The 20,377-nt window shown below is 66.8% G+C and carries 25 protein-coding genes; 9 read left to right on the top strand and 16 right to left on the bottom strand.

Annotated elements, in window-relative coordinates; genetic code table 11:
* Positions 1-50: 50 nt before the first annotated feature.
* From rpoN to IFT71_RS10530, 5 genes are all read right to left on the bottom strand, one after another.
* Positions 51-1,571 (bottom strand): RNA polymerase factor sigma-54, encoded by a 1,521-nt coding sequence (gene rpoN, locus IFT71_RS10550; RefSeq protein WP_037529967.1) that lies wholly within the window; start codon positions 1,569-1,571, stop codon positions 51-53.
* A 4-nt stretch (positions 1,572-1,575) separates the two neighbouring features.
* On the bottom strand, positions 1,576-2,370 hold the full coding sequence (gene lptB, locus IFT71_RS10545; RefSeq protein WP_192140701.1) for an LPS export ABC transporter ATP-binding protein: 795 nt from the start codon (positions 2,368-2,370) through the stop codon (positions 1,576-1,578).
* Positions 2,371-2,460: 90 nt separating this feature from the next.
* Positions 2,461-3,006 (bottom strand): LptA/OstA family protein, encoded by a 546-nt coding sequence (locus IFT71_RS10540; protein ID WP_107930894.1) that lies wholly within the window; start codon positions 3,004-3,006, stop codon positions 2,461-2,463.
* 5 nt (positions 3,007-3,011) lie between these two features.
* Positions 3,012-3,677 (bottom strand): LPS export ABC transporter periplasmic protein LptC, encoded by a 666-nt coding sequence (gene lptC / locus IFT71_RS10535; protein WP_244654863.1) that lies wholly within the window; start codon positions 3,675-3,677, stop codon positions 3,012-3,014.
* Between the two features lies 1 nt (position 3,678).
* Positions 3,679-4,299 (bottom strand): ribonuclease D, encoded by a 621-nt coding sequence (locus IFT71_RS10530; protein WP_166746487.1) that lies wholly within the window; start codon positions 4,297-4,299, stop codon positions 3,679-3,681.
* Between the two features lie 249 nt (positions 4,300-4,548).
* On the opposite strand from IFT71_RS10530, the gene IFT71_RS21705 reads away from it, so the two are divergent.
* Positions 4,549-5,397, top strand: coding sequence for a cold-shock protein (locus IFT71_RS21705; protein WP_192140699.1), 849 nt, complete (start codon positions 4,549-4,551; stop codon positions 5,395-5,397).
* 37 nt (positions 5,398-5,434) lie between these two features.
* The gene (locus IFT71_RS10520; protein ID WP_192007902.1) at positions 5,435-6,256 is read left to right on the top strand and encodes a glutaminyl-peptide cyclotransferase; all 822 of its coding nucleotides are present in this window, start codon (positions 5,435-5,437) and stop codon (positions 6,254-6,256) included.
* On the opposite strand, the gene IFT71_RS10515 is transcribed toward IFT71_RS10520, so the two are convergent.
* The 5 genes from IFT71_RS10515 to IFT71_RS10495 form a co-directional block, all read right to left on the bottom strand.
* Complete coding sequence (locus IFT71_RS10515) at positions 6,253-7,863, bottom strand: cisplatin damage response ATP-dependent DNA ligase (RefSeq protein WP_192141242.1); 1,611 nt, start codon at positions 7,861-7,863, stop codon at positions 6,253-6,255. The two genes, IFT71_RS10520 and IFT71_RS10515, sit on opposite strands and share 4 nt — an antisense overlap.
* 138 nt (positions 7,864-8,001) lie before the next feature.
* Complete coding sequence (locus IFT71_RS10510) at positions 8,002-8,187, bottom strand: DUF1328 domain-containing protein (RefSeq protein ID WP_031395540.1); 186 nt, start codon at positions 8,185-8,187, stop codon at positions 8,002-8,004.
* Positions 8,188-8,261: 74 nt separating this feature from the next.
* On the bottom strand, positions 8,262-8,759 hold the full coding sequence (locus IFT71_RS10505; RefSeq protein ID WP_031395539.1) for a Dps family protein: 498 nt from the start codon (positions 8,757-8,759) through the stop codon (positions 8,262-8,264).
* Between the two features lie 106 nt (positions 8,760-8,865).
* Positions 8,866-9,432: a TMEM165/GDT1 family protein gene (locus IFT71_RS10500; protein ID WP_183936047.1), complete on the bottom strand. Its 567-nt coding sequence runs from the start codon at positions 9,430-9,432 to the stop codon at positions 8,866-8,868.
* A 21-nt stretch (positions 9,433-9,453) separates the two neighbouring features.
* On the bottom strand, positions 9,454-9,795 hold the full coding sequence (locus IFT71_RS10495; protein WP_042466204.1) for a hypothetical protein: 342 nt from the start codon (positions 9,793-9,795) through the stop codon (positions 9,454-9,456).
* 205 nt (positions 9,796-10,000) lie between these two features.
* Here IFT71_RS10495 and rpmG point away from each other — a divergent pair, with 205 nt between their 5' ends.
* Complete coding sequence (gene rpmG, locus IFT71_RS10490) at positions 10,001-10,168, top strand: 50S ribosomal protein L33 (RefSeq protein ID WP_017977469.1); 168 nt, start codon at positions 10,001-10,003, stop codon at positions 10,166-10,168.
* Positions 10,169-10,275: 107 nt separating this feature from the next.
* Here the strand turns inward: rpmG and IFT71_RS10485 are convergent, their stop codons facing one another.
* Positions 10,276-10,638, bottom strand: coding sequence for a response regulator (locus tag IFT71_RS10485; protein ID WP_056675138.1), 363 nt, complete (start codon positions 10,636-10,638; stop codon positions 10,276-10,278).
* Between the two features lie 39 nt (positions 10,639-10,677).
* On the opposite strand from IFT71_RS10485, the gene IFT71_RS10480 reads away from it, so the two are divergent.
* Genes IFT71_RS10480 through IFT71_RS10465 form a run of 4 tightly spaced genes read left to right on the top strand, consistent with a single transcriptional unit; the run spans position 10,678 to position 13,275 of the window.
* A complete protein-coding gene (locus IFT71_RS10480; RefSeq protein WP_031395281.1) occupies positions 10,678-10,959 on the top strand; it encodes a DUF3572 domain-containing protein in 282 nt (93 codons plus the stop codon).
* Positions 10,956-11,582 carry a hypothetical protein gene (locus IFT71_RS10475; RefSeq protein ID WP_056406780.1) on the top strand — a complete coding sequence of 209 codons (627 nt, stop codon included), beginning with the start codon at positions 10,956-10,958 and terminating at the stop codon, positions 11,580-11,582. The genes IFT71_RS10480 and IFT71_RS10475 overlap by 4 nt, the downstream gene beginning before the upstream one ends.
* Positions 11,583-11,615: 33 nt before the next feature.
* Positions 11,616-12,083, top strand: a complete 468-nt coding sequence (locus IFT71_RS10470) for a RidA family protein (protein ID WP_031396590.1) — start codon at positions 11,616-11,618, stop codon at positions 12,081-12,083.
* Between the two features lie 46 nt (positions 12,084-12,129).
* Positions 12,130-13,275: a GNAT family N-acetyltransferase gene (locus tag IFT71_RS10465; RefSeq protein WP_192140697.1), complete on the top strand. Its 1,146-nt coding sequence runs from the start codon at positions 12,130-12,132 to the stop codon at positions 13,273-13,275.
* On the opposite strand, the gene IFT71_RS10460 is transcribed toward IFT71_RS10465, so the two are convergent.
* Both IFT71_RS10460 and IFT71_RS10455 read right to left on the bottom strand, forming a co-directional pair.
* Positions 13,238-14,830 (bottom strand): hypothetical protein, encoded by a 1,593-nt coding sequence (locus tag IFT71_RS10460; protein ID WP_192069434.1) that lies wholly within the window; start codon positions 14,828-14,830, stop codon positions 13,238-13,240. The two genes, IFT71_RS10465 and IFT71_RS10460, sit on opposite strands and share 38 nt — an antisense overlap.
* A gap of 119 nt (positions 14,831-14,949) precedes the next feature.
* On the bottom strand, positions 14,950-16,197 hold the full coding sequence (locus IFT71_RS10455) for an argininosuccinate synthase (protein WP_234387459.1): 1,248 nt from the start codon (positions 16,195-16,197) through the stop codon (positions 14,950-14,952).
* A 149-nt stretch (positions 16,198-16,346) separates the two neighbouring features.
* On the opposite strand from IFT71_RS10455, the gene IFT71_RS21850 reads away from it, so the two are divergent.
* Positions 16,347-16,736: an EF-hand domain-containing protein gene (locus IFT71_RS21850; protein ID WP_031396586.1), complete on the top strand. Its 390-nt coding sequence runs from the start codon at positions 16,347-16,349 to the stop codon at positions 16,734-16,736.
* 19 nt (positions 16,737-16,755) lie between these two features.
* On the opposite strand, the gene IFT71_RS10445 is transcribed toward IFT71_RS21850, so the two are convergent.
* Genes IFT71_RS10445 through IFT71_RS10435 form a run of 3 tightly spaced genes read right to left on the bottom strand, consistent with a single transcriptional unit; the run spans position 16,756 to position 19,705 of the window.
* Entirely contained in the window at positions 16,756-18,120 is a 1,365-nt protein-coding gene (locus IFT71_RS10445; RefSeq protein WP_192140695.1) for an SAM-dependent methyltransferase, read from the bottom strand.
* Positions 18,121-18,170: 50 nt separating this feature from the next.
* Positions 18,171-18,932: a molybdopterin-dependent oxidoreductase gene (locus IFT71_RS10440; protein ID WP_192140693.1), complete on the bottom strand. Its 762-nt coding sequence runs from the start codon at positions 18,930-18,932 to the stop codon at positions 18,171-18,173.
* On the bottom strand, positions 18,929-19,705 hold the full coding sequence (locus IFT71_RS10435; protein WP_031396583.1) for a cytochrome b/b6 domain-containing protein: 777 nt from the start codon (positions 19,703-19,705) through the stop codon (positions 18,929-18,931). The genes IFT71_RS10440 and IFT71_RS10435 overlap by 4 nt, the downstream gene beginning before the upstream one ends.
* A gap of 51 nt (positions 19,706-19,756) precedes the next feature.
* Here IFT71_RS10435 and IFT71_RS10430 point away from each other — a divergent pair, with 51 nt between their 5' ends.
* Positions 19,757-20,374 (top strand): flavin reductase family protein, encoded by a 618-nt coding sequence (locus tag IFT71_RS10430; protein WP_192140692.1) that lies wholly within the window; start codon positions 19,757-19,759, stop codon positions 20,372-20,374.
* Positions 20,375-20,377: the final 3 nt, after the last annotated feature.

Genomic DNA, 20,377 nt, shown 5'->3' with positions numbered 1-20,377 from the left:
CCCCCGTGATGCAAGCCGGACGCTACGCCGATCCGGTGCGAAGGCAAGCGTCAGCCGGTGCCCTCGAGCGCGCGGGCGCGGCGGCGTTGTACCGAACTGCCGATGCCGAGCGCCTCGCGATATTTGGCAACGGTGCGCCGGGCAATGTCGAAGCCCTTGCCGTCGAGCAATTCCACCAAAGTATCGTCGGACAGGATCTTGGCACCCTCGTTCGCGATCAGCGCCTTGATCGCGCTCTTGACGGCCTGGGCGGAGACCGCATCGCCGCCGTCCGCCGACTGGATCGCCGAGGTGAAAAAATATTTCAGTTCGTAGAGCCCGCGCCCGCACGAGACATATTTGTTGCTGGTCACGCGGCTGACGGTCGATTCGTGCATCTCGATCGCGTCGGCAACCATCCGCAGCGTCATCGGCCTGAGATGTGCGACGCCGTGGAGGAAGAACGCCTCCTGCTGCTTCACGATCTCGGTCGCGACCTTGATGATCGTGCGCTGCCGCTGGTCGAGCGCCTTGACCAGCCAGTTCGCGCTGGCGAGGCACTCGCTGAGCCACGCTTTCGACGCCTTGTCCTGCTCGCCACGCGCCAGTTCGGTGTAATAGCTGCGGTTGACGAGGATGCGCGGCAGCGTCGCGGTGTTGATCTCGATGCTCCAGCCGGTCTTGGTCCGCGCGACGAACAGGTCGGGCACGACCGCGCGGCTCGGCTCGCCGCCGAACCGGCATCCGGGCTTCGGATCATAGCCGCGCAGCTCGCGGATCATGTCCGCCATATCCTCGTCATCGACCTGGCACAGCCGTTTCAGGCGCCCGATCTCGCCCCGTGCCAGCAGGTCGAGATTGTCGATCAGCCGCGCCATGCAGGGGTCATAGCGGTCCGCCTCCCGCGCCTGGATCGTCAGGCATTCGGCCAGGTCGCGCGCGCCCACCCCGGTCGGGTCGAAGGTCTGGATCACCGCCAGGACATGCTCGACCCGGGCAAGCGCGACGCCCAGCCGGTTGGCGATCTCGAGCAGCGGTACGGTCAGATACCCCGCCTCGTCGATCTGGTCGATCAGATGCGCCGCGACGAACGCATCATCCGCGGCGATCGCGGGGCCCGCCTGCGCCAGCAGATGATCGGCAAGGCTGAGCCCAGTATCGGCAAAGCCGTCCAGATCGAGACCGTTCCCGTCGCCATCGCTGCCACCGCCCGCGCCGGCCCCGCTCATCGACAGCGCGCCGTCGGTGCCGCTGCCACCGTCGGCGACGCTGTCCTGGTGATGGCTCTCGGTCGCATAGTCGATGTCGAGCGCGGGCTCGTCGCTGCCGACACTGCCGCTCACCAGCTCGTCGGCGGCGACGCGTTCGTCGCGGGGGGCGGCGTCGTCAGGTTCCGGTCCGGCGTCGCGGTCGGGTCTGTCGCCATCGTCCGCAGCGCCCGCCTCGAGCAGCGGATTGCGCTCGATCTCCTCGGCGATGAACCCCTCGATCTCCAGGTTCGACAGCGCCAGCAGCTTGATCGCCTGCTGCAATTGCGGGGTCATCACCAGCGACTGCGATTGGCGAAGGTCCAGGCGAGGCGCGAGGCTCATGACACTAGAGCGAGAAGCCCTCGCCCAGATAGAGGCGGCGGACGTTCGCGTCGGCAACCAGTTCGGCCGGGCTGCCCGAGAACAGCACGCGGCCATCGTAGATGATGTAGGCGCGGTCGACGATGTCGAGCGTCTCGCGGACATTGTGGTCGGTGATCAGCACGCCGATATCGCGGCGCTTGAGATCCTTCACGAGGTCGCGAATGTCGGCGATCGAGATCGGATCGATGCCCGCAAACGGCTCGTCGAGCAGCATGATCGACGGCTCGGCGGCCAGCGCGCGGGCGATCTCCGCCCGGCGCCGCTCGCCGCCCGACAGCGCCATCGCGGGCGCGGCGCGCAGCCGGGTCAGGCCGAACTCCTCGAGCAGCGTGTCGAGCTTGCGCTCGCGCACCGCCTTGTCGAGCTCGGACAGCTCGAGCACCGTCAGGATGTTCTTCTCGATCGTCAGCCCGCGGAAGATCGAGGTTTCCTGCGGCAGATAGCCAAGACCCAGGATCGCGCGCCGATACATGGGCAGGCGCGTGATATCGTCGCCGTCGAGCATGATCCGGCCCGAATCGGGCTTCACCAGCCCCATCACGGAGTAGAAGCACGTCGTCTTGCCGGCGCCGTTCGGCCCGAGCAGCCCGACCACCTCGCCACGCCCGACCGACACCGACACATCGGTCAGGACGGTGCGCTTGTCATAGGATTTGGCGATCGACACGACCTGAAGGCCGTTGGTCGTCGGCGCTTCGACGATCGCGTCGCCGTGCGGGCCGGGGGTTTCGATCGGGGGCAGCGTGGGGGCATCCATCAGGCTTTGGCCTTGCTGAGGGCGGGCGGGTAAAAGCGTCGGGCGGTCGGCTGGCAACGTTCGCGGATGGCCGGCGGTGCGGTCATCGGATCAGTTGCGCTTGGGAACCGAGAAGGTGCCCGTCACGCGCCCGCCCGTCTGGGTCACGGTGCCGCCGCTGGCGGTCGCGCCGCCGCTGCCGCGGACCGACGATCCGTCGATCACCGCGCGACCGGTGTCGAGATTCATCGTCAGCCGCCCGCCATTCACGGTGTTGCCACCCTGGGTCAGCGTCACCGCGCCGAGCATCGTGATCACCCGCCGGTTGAGGTCGTAGATCGCATATTGGCTCTTCGCGGTCTGGTCCGGCCGGCGCACCGTCACGCCGCCCGACGCGTCGAGGCGCGACACCTGCGGGTTTCCGCCGACCACTTCGCCGGTATAGGCCACCGTCATCCGCGCCGAATTCAGCGTCATGTCCGCCTGCTTGACCGACACGCCCCCGCTCAGCACCGCGCGGTTCGCCTTGTCCTGCAGCTCGATATGGTCCGCACCGAAATCGATCGGCGCGTTCGAGTTGTGCGCACGTTGCGCGGAGACGCCGGTCGCCGCGACCGCGGAGAGCATCAGGAGGACGGAGCTTGGTATGAGGCGCATGGCGGCTATTTCGGCCCTCGCGGCACGATCCGCAAGCGCGCATTGCCGTCGAGCCTGACGGTGCGGGCTTCCAGATCGGCATGCAGCTTGTTTGCACTGAACACGCCCTGCGGCACGGTTCCCGTCACCGCACTGCCGCTGTCCATCGTTCGCGCCCGCATGTCGAGCGTCGCGTTGGTGGTTTTCAGGTCATAGCCGTTGGGAGCGGTGACGTTGAGCGGGCCGTTCAGCTGCACCTTCTCGGTGTCCATGTCGTAGCGCCCGGAATTCGCCTTGATGTTGACGGGGCCGTCGGCGAGCTGGAGCTGCGCGCTCAGGGTGTTGAGCTGCACGATCGGTTCGGCCGAACTCTTCTGGATCGCCGAGCGGGCGTCGAGCGTGAACGCCTGGCCCTTCGAATCCTGCCCGCGATATTGCGCGGCCTGCAGCTTCATGCGCTCCTGCGCGACCTCGACCTTGTTCTTGTCGAGCACGAACGACACGTCGCCGCCCGCGGTCAGCGGCGCCATCACCAGGAATGCGGTCAGCACGCCGATCGCGGTCGGCAGGCCGAGTCGCGCCAGCCCGACGACGCGGTCGTGGCGGCTGCCCGGCGCCGCCCAGACCTGACGCGGCGAGCGGGCCTGCCGGATCGTCTTCGCCGATGCGTCGGACGGGGGCGCCATGGTCATGTCAGGCGTGCGCGAAGATGTCGATCTCGGGCCATCCGGCGAGATCGAGCGCGGCGCGGGTCGGCAGGAAGTCGAAGCATTTCTGCGCGAGCTCCATGCGGCCTTCGCGAATCAGCCGCTTGTCGAGCTCTTCCTTCATCCGGTGCAGGAAGCGGACGTCGGACGCGGCATAGTCCTTCTGCGCCTCGCTGAGATGCGGGCTCCCCCAGTCGGAGGATTGCTGCTGCTTCGACACGTCCTGGCCCAGCAGTTCGCGGACCAGCTCCTTGAGGCCGTGGCGGTCGGTATAGGTCCGGACCAGTCGCGACGCGATCTTGGTGCAATAGGCCGGCGCCGCGACGACGCCGAGATAATGCTGGACCGCGGCGATATCGAATCGTCCGAAATGGTAGAGTTTCAGCCGCTCCGGATCCGCGAGCAGCGCCTTGAGGTTGGGCGCTGCATAGTCGCTGTCGGCCGCGAACCGGACGAGATGTTCATCCGCGCCACCATCCGACAGCTGCACGACGCAGAGCCGGTCGCGCGGCGTGATGAGGCCCATGGTCTCGGTGTCGACGGCGATCGAGGCGCCCGGTGCGAAGATCCCGGACGGGATGTCGCCTTCATGAAGATACACTGTCATGCGGTGGCCCTAGCGGTCGGGGGCGCCTTGCTCAATGGTCCTCCGCGATGACGCGGGTGCGCCATGCTTTTGCCGCGATCATCGCCAATGGAGCAAGCGGACAAGATTCTGTTCGCGATAGCTTGATTTTTGCGCTATGCCCTTCCCCAAGGCGCAAAAGGTTTCGCGCCCGAGGGCCCGCGTTCGTCGTCCGGACACGCCGGCTTTTGGAGAGATTTTGCGGGCGAACCGGGAAGACGATCAGGGCTTATGGGTTTCGATAAAGGTGGCCGCGGGAACCGTGGCGGGCGTGGCCGCGACAAGCGCGACAGCTTCGGCGGCGGCAGCGACGATTTCGGCGGCGGCAGCAGCTTCGGCGGCGGCGGTGACCGGTTCGGCGGCGGCGGCAGCAGCTATGGTGGCGGTGGCAGCAGCTACGGCGGCGGCAGCAGCTTCGGTGGCGGCGGTGATCGCTTCGGCGGCGGCGGCGGCGGTGGTTACCGCGGCGGCGGCGGTGGCGGCGGCTTCAGTGGCGGCGGCGGCGGCGGTGGCGCCGGGCGCGGTATGCCCCCCCAGGTCGTTGGTGAAGGCACCGGCGTCGTAAAGTTCTTCAACGCACAGAAGGGCTTCGGCTTCGTCGTTCGCGATGACGGCGGCGAGGACGTGTTCGTGCACATCAGCGCAGTCGAGCAGGCCGGCATGGTCGCTCTCGCCGAGGGTCAGCCGCTCGGCTTCACGCTCGTCGATCGCGGTGGCCGCATCTCGGCAACCGATCTCAAGATCGATGGCGAGCCGATGGCCGTGACCGATCGTGGTCCGCCGCGTGATCGCGATGCCGGCCCGGGTGCACCCCGTGGCGGTGCCGATCGTGGTGCAGGCGGCGCCCCGCAGCGCCAGCTGACCGGTGAGAAGGCAACGGGTACGGTCAAGTTCTTCAATGCGATGAAGGGCTTCGGCTTCATTCAGCGCGATGATGGCCAGCCTGACGCGTTCGTGCACATCTCGGCGGTCGAGCGTGCCGGCATGGCCACGCTGAACGAGGGCGACAAGCTCGAGTTCGAGCTCGAAGTCGATCGTCGCGGCAAGTATGCAGCGGTCAACCTGAGCGCAGGCGGCTAATCCCGTCCGTCCGGTCATCGGGGTTTTTCGAACCAGCATGACGATCGGACATAGCCTGATAGCGGCCGGTCTCGCACTTGCGGGGCCGGCCGTTGCCGTTCTGGCGCAGGGCGCAACGGCGCCCCAGCCCGCCACGCGCACATTGGCCGCTCCTGCGCCCGCGCCAGCCGTGCCGATCCTGTCGGTCAGCATCGTGGCCCGCTATCCGCACGATGCGACGGCATTCACCGAAGGCCTGTTGTGGCACGACGGCGCGCTCTACGAGAGCACAGGCAAGGAGGGGCAGTCCGATGTCCGCCGCGTCACTCTCGATGGTCGTATCGTCGCGCGCCGCCGGATCGATCCGGCACAGTTCGGCGAGGGGCTCGGGCTGTGGAAGAACGAGCTGATCAGTCTGACCTGGCATGACGGCATCGCGCACCGCTGGGACGCCCGCACGCTCAAGCCGACCGGCACCAACCGCTATGCGGGCGAGGGCTGGGGCCTGACGAGCGACAGGGACGGCCTGATCCAGTCCGACGGCAGCGCGTCGTTGATCCTGCGCGATCCCAGGACATTGGCCGAGCGTCGCCGGATCGGCGTGACGATCGACGGACGTCCGCTGACGCAGCTCAACGAACTCGAATATGTCGATGGCGCGATCCTCGCCAATGTCTGGCAGACGGGATATCTCGTCCGCATCGCCCCCGGCACGGGCCGCGTCACCGCGATCATCGACCTGCGTCCGCTGGTCGCCGAGATCGGCGCCCGCGACCGCGACGCGGTCCTCAACGGCATCGCCTGGGATGCCGCGAAAAAGCGGCTGTTCGTCACCGGCAAGCTCTGGCCGACGCTGTTCGAGATCCGGATCAACGGCTAGGGCGCGGGGATCATTCGGCGGAGCGTGTCGATCCGGTCGGCCTCGGCCGCGGGCTTGTCCGTCCGGATCCGCGCGATCCTTGGGAAGCGCATCGCAATCCCCGACTTGTGCCGCTTCGACTCCTGCAGCGCGTCGAACGCGATTTCGAGCACCATCGTCTTGGCGACCTCGCGCACCGGCCCGAACCGGTTGAGCGTGTTCTTGCGGACGAACGAATCGAGCATCCGCAGCTCCTCGTCGGTGATCCCCGAATAGGCCTTGCCGACCGGCAGCAGCTCGCCCTCTTCGGTCCAGCAGCCAAAGGTATAGTCCGAATAATAAGAGGACCGCCGGCCGCTGCCGCGCTGCGCGTACATCATCACGCAATCCGCGGTGAGCGGGTCGCGCTTCCATTTATACCACAGCCCGACGCGGCGCCCGCCGACATAGGGCGAGTCGCGGCGCTTGAGCATCACGCCCTCGATCGCCGAGTCGCGCGCACCCGCGCGCACCGCCTCGAGCGCGGTGAAATCCGCCGCATCGATGACCTGGCTCAGGTCGAACCGCTCGGCATCGAGCTGCGGCACGAACGCCTCGAGCCGCGCGCGTCGCTCGGTCCAGGGCAGTGCGCGCAGATCCTCGTCGCCATCGATCAACAGGTCATAGAGGCGGACAAAGGCCGGATACTCGGCCAGCATCTTCGCCGACACGGTCTTGCGCCCCAGCCGCTGCTGCAGCGCGTTGAAGCTGGCTGCCCCGCCGCCCTCCTCCAGCGTGCCGCCCTGATGCTCGCCCTTGACCAGCAGCTCGCCGTCGACCGTCCCCGGCGTGACGAAGGCGGCGGCGATCTCGGGAAAGCTTGCGGTCACGTCGTCGCCGGTCCGGCTGTAGAGTCGCGTTTCGCCCGCGACATGGACGATCTGCACGCGGATCCCGTCCCATTTCCACTCCGCCGCATAGTCGGCGAGGTCGACGCGCAGATCCTCCAGACCATGGGCGAGCATGAAGGGACGGAAGACGGGGACGTTGGCGGGTGTCGGTTGCGCGCCATGCCCCTCCGCCCAGGCGAACAGCGTCGGATAGGGGGCTGCCAGGCCATGCCAGACCTCCTCGACCGCATCGACGTCGAGCCCGAAGGCATCCGCCAGCGCGGTCTTCGCCAGGCGCGACGAAACGCCGATCCGCAGCCCGCCGGTCGCCATCTTGAGCAGGGCGAAGCGCTCCTCCGCATCCGAGCGATCGAGCATCGCGGCTAGCGCCGCCGGCGCCTCGGCGCGCGACAGCGTCATCAGCCGGTCGACCACCTGCGAGATCGACAGCGGTTCGGGCGGCACTGGATCCGGGCCCAAGGGCTCGGGCTCGGGCCACAGCAGGGCGACGGTCTCGGCGGTATCGCCGACATAATCGCGGCTCATCCGGAAGAGGACCGGATCGACCCGGTCCTCGATCAACCCGCGGATGACCGCCGATTTGACGCCCGGCAGATCAAGGTCGCCGGTCAGCGCCGCCATCGCCCAGCCGCGATCGGGGTCCGGCGTAACGCGCAGATAATCGCCGATCAGCTTCAGCTTCGCATTGCGCGACCGCGTATAGGTGAGGGCATCGAGGAGCGCGGCGAAAGCATGCATCATCCGACAACGCGCCGCCCGGCACTCGGCTCCGGGCCGGCGTCCACGTCGCTGCGGGCGCTACATCAAAAAGGCCCCCGCCGTTACCGGCGAGAGCCTTATCTTGGCATCGGCGCGAGCCGATGCGATCTCGTCGCGTCAGTCGATCGCGTTCTTGATCCCCTTGCCAGCCAGCAGACCGAGCACCAGGAAGATCACGAACAGCGCGATCGCGATGAAGAACAGCACCTTGGCGATGCCGATAAACGCCCCGCCGACGCCGCCAAATCCGAGCAGGGCCAGCACGAGGCCGATGATCAAGAAGGTGATGGCGAGCTTCAACATGGGCATTCTCCTGTTCCTGACAGAACCCGTCCCGCCCATGTCGGTTCCGACACGGGCGGGACGGGCGCCGGGGTTCAGGCCTTGCGGCTGGCTTCGAACAGGAACCAGGCGCGTTCCTCGGCCTGATCGGTCCACTCGTCGACGATGCCGCTGGTGGCATTGTCCTTGGCCTCGTCGGCGGCGTCCTTGACGATCCGGAACTGTTCGACGAGCTTCAGATTGTCTTCGCGCAGTTCGGCGAGCATTTCGGTCGGTCCGACGAAATCCTTGTCATTGTCCGGGATGCTCTGACGGCGCGAAATGTCACCGATCGACCGCAACGTCGTGTTGCCGGTCTTGCGGACGCGCTCGGCGATGGCATCGGTCACGCCCAGGATCTGTGCCGCCTGGTCATCAAGCAACAGATGATAGTCACGGAAATGCGGACCCGACATGTGCCAGTGAAAGTTCTTGGTCTTCAGATACAAGGCATAGCAATCGGCGAGCGAGGCATTGAGCGCTTCGGCAACTGTCTTCGTGCTGTTGCTGACGAGATCCGTGGGCGTGTCGAGTGCGGGGTTGGTGGCGGGCATCGAAAACTCCATGCATGGGAATGTCTGTGGATCGTTGCATCAACGAAGCGATAGCCGAAATGCTCCCGCTGCGCATGCGCCATTCCTCATCTGAGTGATCGCCCCGCTAGATCAATCGCGCAGCGCTCAGGCCCAGAATGACCCCCAGGATCACGAATATCAGCCCGATGCCGGTGCGCAGTCGGGCTAGCGGCCATCGGCGCCACGCGGCTTCACCCATCATCGCCGCGGGGACGATCACCACCAGCGATCCGATCGTCGCGCCGACCGCCGCCAGCATCGGCACCGCGCTGCGAAGCGCGAGGGCGGCCACGATGAACTGTATGCCGTCGCCGAACGCGAGGATGAACAGCCCGAGCATCGTGGTGGCAACCGCGCCGGTCCGCCACCCGCGCAGCGGATCGGGTGCCTTGACCGGCAGGAGCGCACCGCCGCCCTGGAGGATCAGCGCCAGCGCCAGCATCAGCTGGCGCGCATTGGGGGTCAGCAACGGCGCGACCGCGATCCCGCCCGCGACCGCCAGGCTGCCAGCGAGCAGCAGCGCGAGCGCCGCCGCGAGGATGACCAGCCGGGGCTTGCGATACCGATCGGACAGGATCGCGGCGAGCCACGCGGTCCGATCGCCGACCTGCGCCAGCGCGGCGGCGACGAGCGCCGCCATCAGCGCGTCCATCGCTAACGCGTCACGCGCGGGTCATCCCGCGAGCCGCACCGAACAGGCGGCGGCAAAGACATGGCAGGCCTGGACGTCCTGCCGCTCGCTGTAGATCGCGTCGCTCAGCGTCATCAGCCAGCCATGGACGAGCGCACCATGTTCGCCGCGCGACAGCGCCGAATCGATGAAATGCGTGACGGTCACCGCGGGGTTCATGCCGTTGCGATGCGCGATCAGGCGGATCGCGTCGATATCGGGCGCGAGATCGGTCGCGCGGGTATAGGGCGCGCGGACGTCGATCGCGGCGATCCGGGCCGCAAGCTCGGCCTTTACCAGTGCCAGATCCTGGAATTCCGCGACTCGCTCGGCAACCTGCCCCATGATCCCGCCTCCTGTCTTTCTTATGGGATGCATCATGCGCCCATGCCGATAAAGATGGGGTTAAACACCCTGCGATGCGGGATTCCGGGGCGAATATGGGGTGATATGGTTGACTTGGCCGGCAGCATGCGCCATGCGCCGCGACAGATCGGGCGGTGGCATGCGTGCTGCCGCCCTAGCATTTTCAGCCTTAAGGATTGGGCTCATGGCCAAGCCGACTACCGTCAAGATCAAGCTCGTCAGCACCGCGGACACCGGCTTCTTCTACGTCACCAAGAAGAATCCCCGCACGAAGACCGAGAAGCTCTCGTTCAGCAAGTATGATCCCGTCGTGCGCAAGCATGTCGAGTTCAAGGAAGCCAAGATCAAGTAAGTCGACGCGGCGGCGATGCCGTCGCGCGTTTACGATGCGATCGCAAGGCCGCGGGTAGCGATACTCGCGGCCTTTGGCGTTCCTGCGCGGCGGGTCTCGCGGTTCGCTCAGACGAACGCGCGCACCGCTTCCATGAAGCGGGCGAGGCTGATCGGCTTCGAGATATAGGCGTCCGCGCCCGCGGCACGGATCCGGTCCTCGTCCTCGCGACCTGCATAGGCGGTGACCGCCATCACCGGGATCGTGCTGAGCACGTCGTCGGCCTTGAGCTCGAGGATGATCTCATAGCCGGTGACGTGCGGCATCTGGATATCCATGATGATCAGGTCGGGGGCGAATTCGCGCGCCCGCACCACCGCCTCGCGCCCGTCGCGTACAGGTTCGGCAAGGTAATCATGCGCCCGCAAAAGGTCGCAGAATAGTTTCAGGTTGAGTTCGTTGTCCTCGACAACGAGCACCTTCTTTGCCACGCGAGCCACCATTCGTTTCAAGAAGGATGACAATAGGCAATGCGCGGCGCCGTTACAAATGAAGACGCTGAGGCCCTGGCGCTGCAAGCCCTGGTATGGACGCTGAGCGAGCCGGACCGAGCGATGCGCCTGTTGTCGGTGACCGGACTCGACCCTGCCGACCTGCGCACGCGGGCAGGGGAGCCCGCCGTGCTCGCGGCGGTACTCGGTTTCCTCGAATCGCACGAACCCGATCTTGTCGCCTGCGCCGAAACGCTCGGCATCAGGCCCGAGGCGCTGGTCCGCGCGCGGATGACGCTCGATCCGGGGTTCGAGGCATGAAGCCGCTGCTGATCAGCGATTGCGACGAAGTGCTGCTCCACATGGTCAAGCATTTCGGCACCTGGCTCGACGAGGCGCATGATATCGATTTCGAGATTGGCCACGGCGATTTCGCCAACAGCATGACGCGCCGCGACGGCGGGCCCGCGCCCACGCGCGAGGACATGTGGGCACTGCTCGGCGGGTTCTTTCCTGCAGAGATGCACCGCCAGACTTTGGTGCCGCATGCCCGCGAGGCGCTCGCGACGCTCGCCGAGATCGCGGACATCGTGATCCTGACCAATTTGCAGGACGAATGTCGCCTGCCGCGGATCGAGCAGCTCGCCGCGTTCGACATCGCCCACCGTGTCGAGTGCAACCAGGGCGGCAAGGGCGACCCCGTCGCGCGGCTGGTCGCCGAATATGGCAACCCCGTCACGGTGTTCGTCGACGACCTTGCGGTGCATCACGAATCGGTCGCGCGGCATGCGCCGGGCGTCCACCGGCTGCACATGGTGTCCGAGCCGACGCTGGCGGGGGCGGTGCCCAGGGCGCCCGCCGCGCATGCCCGGATCGACGACTGGCGCGAGGCGCAGGCCTGGATCGCCGCGCGGTTCGCCGCCGGGGTGCCCGCGGACGCTTGACCCGCCCCCCGTGGCTGTGGTGAGACCGCGCACATGACCGATCGTATCGACCGCAAGCTCGAAGAGCTTGGCCTGACGCTGCCGCAGGCCGCCGCCCCCGTCGCATCCTATGTTCCCGCCGTCGAGGCGAACGGGCTGCTCCACATCTCCGGCCAGCTGCCGTTCAAGGATGGCCAGATCGTCACCGGCCGCCTCGGCGACGGCGTGTCGCTCGAGGACGGGCAGGACGCGGCGCAGCGCTGCGCGCTGATGCTGGTCGCGCAGATGAAGGCGGCGCTCGGCTCGCTCGGCCGCGTCGAGCGGATCGTGAAGCTCGGCGTGTTCGTCAATTCGCACGGCGACTTCACCGATCAGCCCAAGGTCGCGAACGGCGCATCCGACCTGATGGTCCAGCTGTTCGGCGAGGCCGGCAAGCATGCCCGCTCGGCCGTCGGCGTTCCCGTGCTGCCGCTGGGTGCCGCGGTCGAGATCGATGCGATCGTCCAGGTCTCGGCCGCTTGAGCCCAGCCGCTTGAGCCTGACGCCTGCGCGCCTATTTTAGGAGCGCATGACAGCCATCACCGCCCGCATCGCCCAAGGCGTTACCTCGATCGCGGCGGAGGACTGGGACGCCTGCGCCGGCGACGCGAATCCGTTCGTCGGCCACGCCTTCCTCGCCGCGCTCGAGGCGTCCAGAAGCGTCGGTGGACGATCGGGGTGGCAGGCGCTGCCGGTGGTCGTCGATGGCGACGACGGCAGGCCGGCCGGCATCGCGCCCGCTTATGCCAAGAGCCACAGCCAGGGCGAATATGTCTTCGACCAGGGCTGGGCCGATGCGTGGGAGCGGGCAGGGGGGCAGTATTACCCCAAATTGCAGATTGCCGCGCCGTTCAGCCCGGTACCCGGCCCACGGCTGCTCCTGCGCGACCCGGCGGTCGCGCCCGCGCTGATCGCCGCGCTCGAGGCGGTGACCGATCAGAGCGGTCTGTCCTCCGCGCATGCGACCTTCATCGCTCCAGCCGAGGTCGCGCTGTTCGAGGCCGCCGGATGGCTGATCCGTCAGGGCACGCAGTTCCACTGGACCAATGACGGCTATGCGAGCTTCGACGATTTCCTCGCCGCGCTCGCCAGCCGCAAGCGCAAGGCGATCCGCAAGGAGCGCGCCGCCGCGGTCGAGGGACTGACGATCCGCCACCTGACGGGCGCGGAGATCACGCCCGCGCACTGGGACGCGTTCTGGGTCTTCTACCAGGACACGGGCAGCCGCAAATGGGGCCAGCCTTATCTGACGCGCGCCTTTTTCGATCGGATCGGTCAGACGATGGGCGACCGGGTGCTGCTGATCCTCGCCGAGCGTGACGGCGTGCCGATCGCGGGGGCGCTCAACCTGATCGGTGCGGACACGCTCTACGGCCGCTATTGGGGCGCGACCGAGGAGGTGCCGTTCCTCCATTTCGAGCTCTGCTATTATCAGGCGATCGATGCGGCGATCGCGCGCGGGCTGACGACGGTCGAGGCGGGCGCACAGGGCGAACACAAGCTTGCGCGCGGCTATGCGCCGGTCGCGACCTATTCGGCGCATTACATCCCGGATCCGGGCTTCCGCCGCGCGATCGCCGACTTTCTCGTCCGCGAACGCGAGGCGGTCGCCTCCGACCGCGAGTATCTCGGCGAGCTTACTCCGTTTCGGCGGGCGGAACCGCCGACCGGTTGACCTTGTACAGCACGCTGGTGCCGTCGCGGCGGATCGGGGTCAGGTCGCGGATCAGCGCGGGGTCGAACGCCGGCGGATGGATCAGCCATACATAATCGAACGCGTCGCGCGGGAAATGCTCCAGCGCCATCGCGATCGGCCGCCAGAACTGGCCACGACAGCGGATATCCGTAACGATCTCGGACGGATCATGCGCGAAGCCGCGCGCGATCGGATAGCGCGTCGTCATCAGCTGTCCGCCCGCCATCGACCACTGGTCGTTGGTGAAGGCCAGCCGCCGCTCGAGCAGCAGCGCCGGGACATGCTCGAGCCGCGAATAGGCCCAGTCGTCGCGACAGCGCCGTCCGACGAACGAGACCACGCGCGCCCGCTCGGGCACGGTGTCGATCGCCGCGATCGCCTGGTCGTAGCTGCGGTCATAGATCAGGAAGCTGATCGTGGTGCCCGCCAGCCGGACCGCGAAGAAGCTGAACCCCAGTACCGCCAGCGTTGCGGCGCCTCGCAGCGACAGGCGGTTGCGCGGGCGCAGCGCGATGATCGCGAACGCCAGCATGAACGGCGCGAGCCGCATGTCGGCATAGGCCGAGCCGAATACGATGCGCGGCAACAGGATATAGACCAAAGCCAGGAACAGCGCGGACAGCGCGAGGTTGCGCGAATATTCGATCGTCTGGTCGCGCACGCCGCGGAACAGGATCACGAACAGCACGGTGACCGACGCGATGTCGAACGCCATCCAGCGATCGCGCAGGACCATCGTGATCCAGTTCATCTTCCAGCGCCAGTTGAACCAGTCCTGCGTCTTGCCGGTGACGTGGTCGCCCGACCGCCACAGCACCATCATCACCATCGGCAGCGCCAGCGGGACGCAGCTTAGCCCGGCGCGGATGAACGCGCCGATCCAGCCCTTGATCGCGCCTTCGCCGCGCACCCCGGTCTTGCGGATGTCGTGCTGGCGGATCAGCTCGGCGGAGAAGGCGAGCACGCCGAGCACGCCCCAGCCGAAGGTATGGCACAGCCAGAGCAGGCAGGATCCGGGCACGAACAGGATCGTGCGCAGCCGCAGCCGCTCGAGCCGCCCGAGGCGGAGCCACAGCGCGAACATGTTGAGCGCGAGCGCCATCGCCAGCGCGAAGTTCACGAAGCCGAACTGGAACGGATAGCTATAGGCGAGCGGCAGCGCGAACAGCGCGGTCGCCGGGATCCGGCCATGCACCTCGCGCGCAATCCACAGCAGCCCGGTGACGGTGAGCGCAGGGATCGCCATGACGATCAGCTTCACCGCGAGCTGCAACCCGAAGATCGGCGCGAGCGGCACGATCAACAGGTCGATGCCGAGATTGCCGATCAGCTGCCAGCGGAAGTCATACCATTGGCTGAGCCAGGGATTGTCGCCGATCGCGAGCTGGACGCGGTAGCGCCCCATATGCCCCGGCAGATCGACCAGCGGCGGCACCTCCGGCCACAGCAGCGGGATAATCGATGCCAGCGCGACGCACGCGACGAACGTGCGCGTCTGCCACCAGTGAAGTTCCGTTGTTGTCCCCCGCGCCATCCCTCGACGCCTAGCGCCGCAGGGGGGCATTCGACAAGCGCCGACCGCGCCGCATTGCGACGGAATACACCGCTAGGCCTCCCGGCCCCCGAGTGTCGGGGGACGGGAGCCGGTATCGCTCACACCTGGTCGCGGCGGCCCAGCAGGCGCAGGCGCAGTGCGTTCAGCTTGATGAAGCCCGCCGCGTCGCGCTGGTCATAGGCGCCCTGATCGTCCTCGAACGTCACGACCTTTTCCGAATAGAGCGAGTTGGGCGACTTGCGGCCGACCACATACACGCCGCCCTTGTAGAGCTTCAGCCGGACGGTGCCCGAGACCTTTTCCTGGCTGTGATCGATCGCTGCCTGTAGCATCTCGCGCTCGGGCGAGAACCAGAAGCCGTTGTACAGCAGCTCGGCATAGCGCGGCGCGAGCTCGTCCTTCAGATGCGCCGCGCCGCGATCGAGCGTCAGCTGCTCGATGCCGCGATGCGCGAGGTGATAGATGGTCCCGCCCGGCGTCTCGTACATGCCGCGGCTCTTCATCCCGACGAAGCGGTTCTCGACCAGGTCGAGACGGCCGATCCCGTGACGACGGCCATAGTCGTTGAGCGTCGACAGCAGGGTCGCCGGGCTCATCCCCTCGCCGTTGATCGCGACGCCGTCGCCACGCTCGAAATCGATCGTGATGTACTCGGGGACGTCGGGCGCGTCCTCGGGGTTCACCGTGCGCGAATAGACATAGTCCGGCACCTCGTCCCACGGATTCTCGAGCACGAGCCCCTCGGACGAGGTGTGGAGCATGTTCGCATCGGTCGAGAAGGGTGCCTCGCCGCGCTTGTCCTTGCTGACCGGGATCTGGTGCTGTTCGGCGAACTCGATCAGCCTGGTGCGGCTGGTCAGGTCCCATTCGCGCCACGGTGCAATCACCTTGATGTCGGGCGACAGCGCATAATAGCCGAGCTCGAAGCGGACCTGGTCGTTGCCCTTGCCGGTCGCTCCGTGGCTGACCGCGTCGGCGCCGACCATCCGGGCGATCTCGATCTGGCGCTTGGCGATCAGCGGGCGCGCGATCGACGTGCCGAGCAGGTACAGCCCTTCGTACAGCGCGTTCGACCGCATCATCGGGAACACGTAATCGCGCACGAATTCCTCGCGCAGATCGTCGACGAAGATGTGCTCGGGCTTGACGCCCATCATCTCGGCCTTGGCGCGTGCGGGCTCGAGTTCCTCGCCCTGGCCCAGATCCGCGGTGAAGGTGACGACTTCGCAGTTGTAGGTCTGCTGGAGCCATTTCAGGATCACGCTGGTGTCGAGGCCGCCCGAATAGGCGAGGACGACCCGATTGATGCCGGCGTCGCCGGCGGCGCGGTTGATCTGATCGGTCACGGGCAAGATCCTTTGGGCAATATCCAATGCCCGCGCCCCTATGCGCTGGACGCCCTGCATGCAACCGGAGCATGCAACCCGCCGCATTCATGGCGCGTACAACCAACCCGCGCTACGTGCGCCCCCAGATCATTTGGAGTGTCCCGACCGTGCTACGTCAAACGCTTACCCTGTTCGTCCTTGCCGGCCTCGCGACGCCCGCGCTGGCGCAGGAGACCCGCGCTTCCGTTTCCGCCAAGTTCAAGGCGGAATTCGCCGCGCGCGATACCAACAAGGACGGCGTCCTGACGCGCGCCGAGGTTCAGGCGGGGATCAGCCAGATGAAGGTCGGGCCGGGGCGCCCGGATCCGGTCCACGCCAAGCGGCTTGCCGAGCTGTGGTTCAGCAGCGCCGACACCAACAAGGACGGCAAGGTCACGCAGCCCGAGGCACAGGCACTGCTCGCCGCGACCTTTGCGAAATATGACGCGAACAAGGACGGCAAGATCGGCGGCGACGAGCGGTCGGCCGCGAAATCACAGATGCAGGGCAGCCGCTGAGGCCACGCCTATAGGGCGGTCATCCATCTACGGAGTCCCCCCGTAAAGTCGTCATCCCCGCGGAGGCGGGGATCCAGACCGGCTGGCTTTTCGGCTCCATCACCGGAGCCTGCCAGTCTGGATTCCCGCCTCCGCGGGAATGACGAACGGCGGGAAACCAGCCCGCGCGCAACGCCCGTTCGCCCTCGATCATATAGTCGCGCGTCAGCGGCAGCGTCATCCGGCTCTTCGACAGCTGGATCTGGTAATTGACCATCCCCCCGGTCCGGAACGCCGCCGCCGCGCCCGCGAGGTAGAAGGTCCACATCCGGTAGAAGCGCTCGTCATACAGCGCGACGATCGCGTCCTTCGCCGCCACCGTCCGGTCGTACCAATGGTCGATCGTCAGCGCGTAATGGACGCGCAGCACCTCGATATCGGTCGGGAAGAACTTCAGCCCCTCATAGCCGCGGACGATCTCCGACAGCGCGGGGTTGTAGCCGCCGGGGAAGATGTACTTGGTCGTGAAGGTGTCGGTCACGCCGGGCCCGCCCATGCGGCCGATCGTGTGGAGCAGCATCACCCCGTCCGCGCTCAGCAGGTCGCGGCACTTGCGGAAGAACGTCTTGTACTGCGGCGGGCCGACATGCTCGAACATGCCGACCGACACGATCCGGTCGAACGTCCCCGTCAGCGCGCGATAGTCGATCAGCTCGAACTTCACCTTGTCCGCGACGCCGGCCTCCTCGGCACGCCGCCGTGCGACCTTCAGCTGTTCCTCGCTCAGCGTGACACCCAGGACCTCGGCGCCCGTCTTGGCGTGCAGGTACAGCGCCATGCCGCCCCAGCCGCAGCCGATGTCGAGTACGCGCATGCCGGGCTGGATTGCGAGCTTGGCGGCGATATGCGCCTTCTTGTCGTCCTGCGCCTGTTCCAGGCTGTTGCCGGCATCGGTGAAGTACGCACACGAATATTGGCGATCGGCGTCGAGGAACAGGTCGTAGAGCCGGTCCGACAGGTCGTAATGATGCGCGACGTTCTTCTTCGACCGGCGTGCCATGTTCACCCGGTCGACGCGGTGGACGACCTTGTCGAGCAGCTTGATCGGCAGCGACGGATTGAGCCCGCCACCGCGCTCCCACGGGCTGTTGCCCTTGAGCAGGTTGACGAGGTCGCGGATGTCGCCGCGCTCGATCACCAGGCGGCCATCCATGAACGCTTCGGCCGCACCCAGCGCCGGGTGGCGGACGATCGCGCCCGCAACACCGGGGGCGGTGAGGCGGATCGTGACGGGGTTGTAGGCAGGGTCGGGCGTGCCGAACTGCTTGGTGGTACCGTCCGCGTGGATCAGCGTGAGTTCGCCGGTTTTTACCTGCCGGGCGAGAAAGCGATCAAATAGGGCCATGTCGCGTTAGCTAATGACTGGTACGGAAATGCGCCACCCCCCGGGCGGCGTCAGATTCCCGCATACCAATCATAATCCACGTTATCTTCCCAATAGCCGCCCTTGCCCTTGCCGATCCCGGCCAGGCTGGCGACGGCGTCTATCGCCATGATATATTTGGCATGTTTGTAGCCAAGCTGGCGTTCGACGCGCAGCCGGACGGGGGCGCCGTGCGCGACGTCGAGAATCTGGTCATTTAACGCCCAGGCGAGGATCGTCTGTGGGTGGAATGCGTCGATCAGGTCGATCGACTCGTAATAGGGCGTGCCCCGGTACAGGTCGGCGCAGGTGAAGACGATGTAGCGCGCGGTGTCGCGGATCCCCGCGGCCTTCAACAGCGTGGCAAGCTTCGGGCCCTGCCACTTGGCGATCGCCGACCAGCCCTCGACACAGTCGTGCCGCGTGATCTGCGCGCGCGCGGGCATCTGGCGGAGCTCCGGCAGCGAGAGCGACAGCGGCCGGTCGACCAGCCCGCCGACGCGCAACCGATAGTCCGCGAAGTTGTTCACCAGCAGCTCGGTATAGGCCGGGGTGCCCGGGTTGCGCGTGCCGTTCGACCGGAAGATCGGCGACATCTGCGCCGCGGTGAACTCGGGGACGAGCGCGTTGCGATCGGTCAGCGCGCGTTGCAGCCCGCGCTGCATCTCCTCGCCCATGAACAGGATCTTGCGCGCCTCGGGATGCTGGATGATGTTGTCGCACCCGGCGAGCAACGCGCCGGCGCCGACCGCCGCGCCGGCGACCAGCGAGCGGCGGGTGATGATGGTGCTCATGCGGCGTCCTCCCCGGTATGCGCGGGGACGTGCCCCGGAACGGTAAAGCGTCCGGTGATCATCGACCGCACCTCGTTCCACGCGCCCGCCAGGATCACGAGCGCGAGGTGGGCGATGATGAACAGCACGAGCGCGACCATCGCGATGAAGTGGATCGACCGCGCCGATTGCCGCCCGCCGAAAATGTCGAGCAGCCACGGCCACGCGGCATCCATCGCCGGCGACATCGCCAGCCCGGTGAGGATCATCACCGGCAGCAGGATGAAGATCGTCGCGACATAGGACAGCTTCTGCAGGATGTTGTACGCGGCCGGCCGCTTCGGATCGTGGAAGCGCAGCGCCAGATGCTCGCGCACGTCATGCGCCACCTCGCGCGGGGCAAGCTCGCCCGCTCGGACGCGAAGGTCGCGCTGGAAATGCCGGTTGAACAGGCTGACGATCATGAAGCCGAGCAGCGCGAACGACAGGACCAGCGCGAAGAACAGGTGCCAGCGGCGCGAAATGGCGAGGTTGTAGCTCGCCGGAATCGTCAGCAGGTTGATCAGCGTCACCACCCAGCCCGGCCATTGGTCGAGCGTCGTCCACGCCTGATCGAAGTTCGCACCATAACGGCCCCAGTAGAATCGCGGATGCGCCTTCAAGATGCCGATCCCGCTGCCGATCATGATGAACATCGCCACCGCGGTGATCCAGTGCCACAGCCGCGTCGCGATCCGGTGGCGTTTGATGACGGTGACAGGGGCAGTGGCGATAGGGCGGGCGGGATCGTTCATGCTTGGCCTTCGCTTTAGGCGACAAGCTCCGACCATAGCAGGGATACGCGTATGACCGAATGGCATTCTTACAAACCGGCGAGCGGCCATCGCCTGCCGCACGATCCGCTCAACGCGATCGTCGCGCCGCGCCCGATCGGCTGGGTGAGCACGCTGTCGGCGGACGGCGTGCCCAATCTCGCGCCCTACAGCTTCTTCAACCTGTTCAACTACACCCCGCCGCTGATCGGCTTTTCGTCGATGGGGTGGAAGGACAGCGTCGCCAACATCGCCGCGACCGGCGAATTCGTCTGGAACCTCGTCAGCCGCGATCTTGGCGAGGCGATGAACGCGACCGCGGCCAATGTCGCAGCGGACGTCGACGAATTCGCGCTCGCGGGGCTCGAGACGCTCGCGTCGTTGCACGTGAAGCCGCCGCGCGTCGCCGCGAGCCGTGCGCAGTTCGAATGCAAGGTGACGCAGATCGTCCGGCTGGAAACCAAGGAGGGGCGCGAACTCGACCAGTGGCTGGTGCTCGGCGAGGCGGTTGCGATCCATATCGACCCGGCGATGCTCGACGACGGCGTGTACCAGACCGCGCGCGGCGAACCGATCCTGCGCGGCGGCGGCCCGGCGGATTATTTCGCGATCACCGAGGAGTCGCTCTTCAAGATGCGCCGACCGGGCTGACCT

The sequence above is a fragment of the Sphingomonas sp. CFBP 13733 genome, from assembly GCF_014841795.1.
Lineage (GTDB): Bacteria > Pseudomonadota > Alphaproteobacteria > Sphingomonadales > Sphingomonadaceae > Sphingomonas > Sphingomonas aerolata.
The sequence above is the reverse complement of the archived record's forward strand: the minus strand, read 5'-3'. Positions and strand labels throughout refer to the sequence as shown.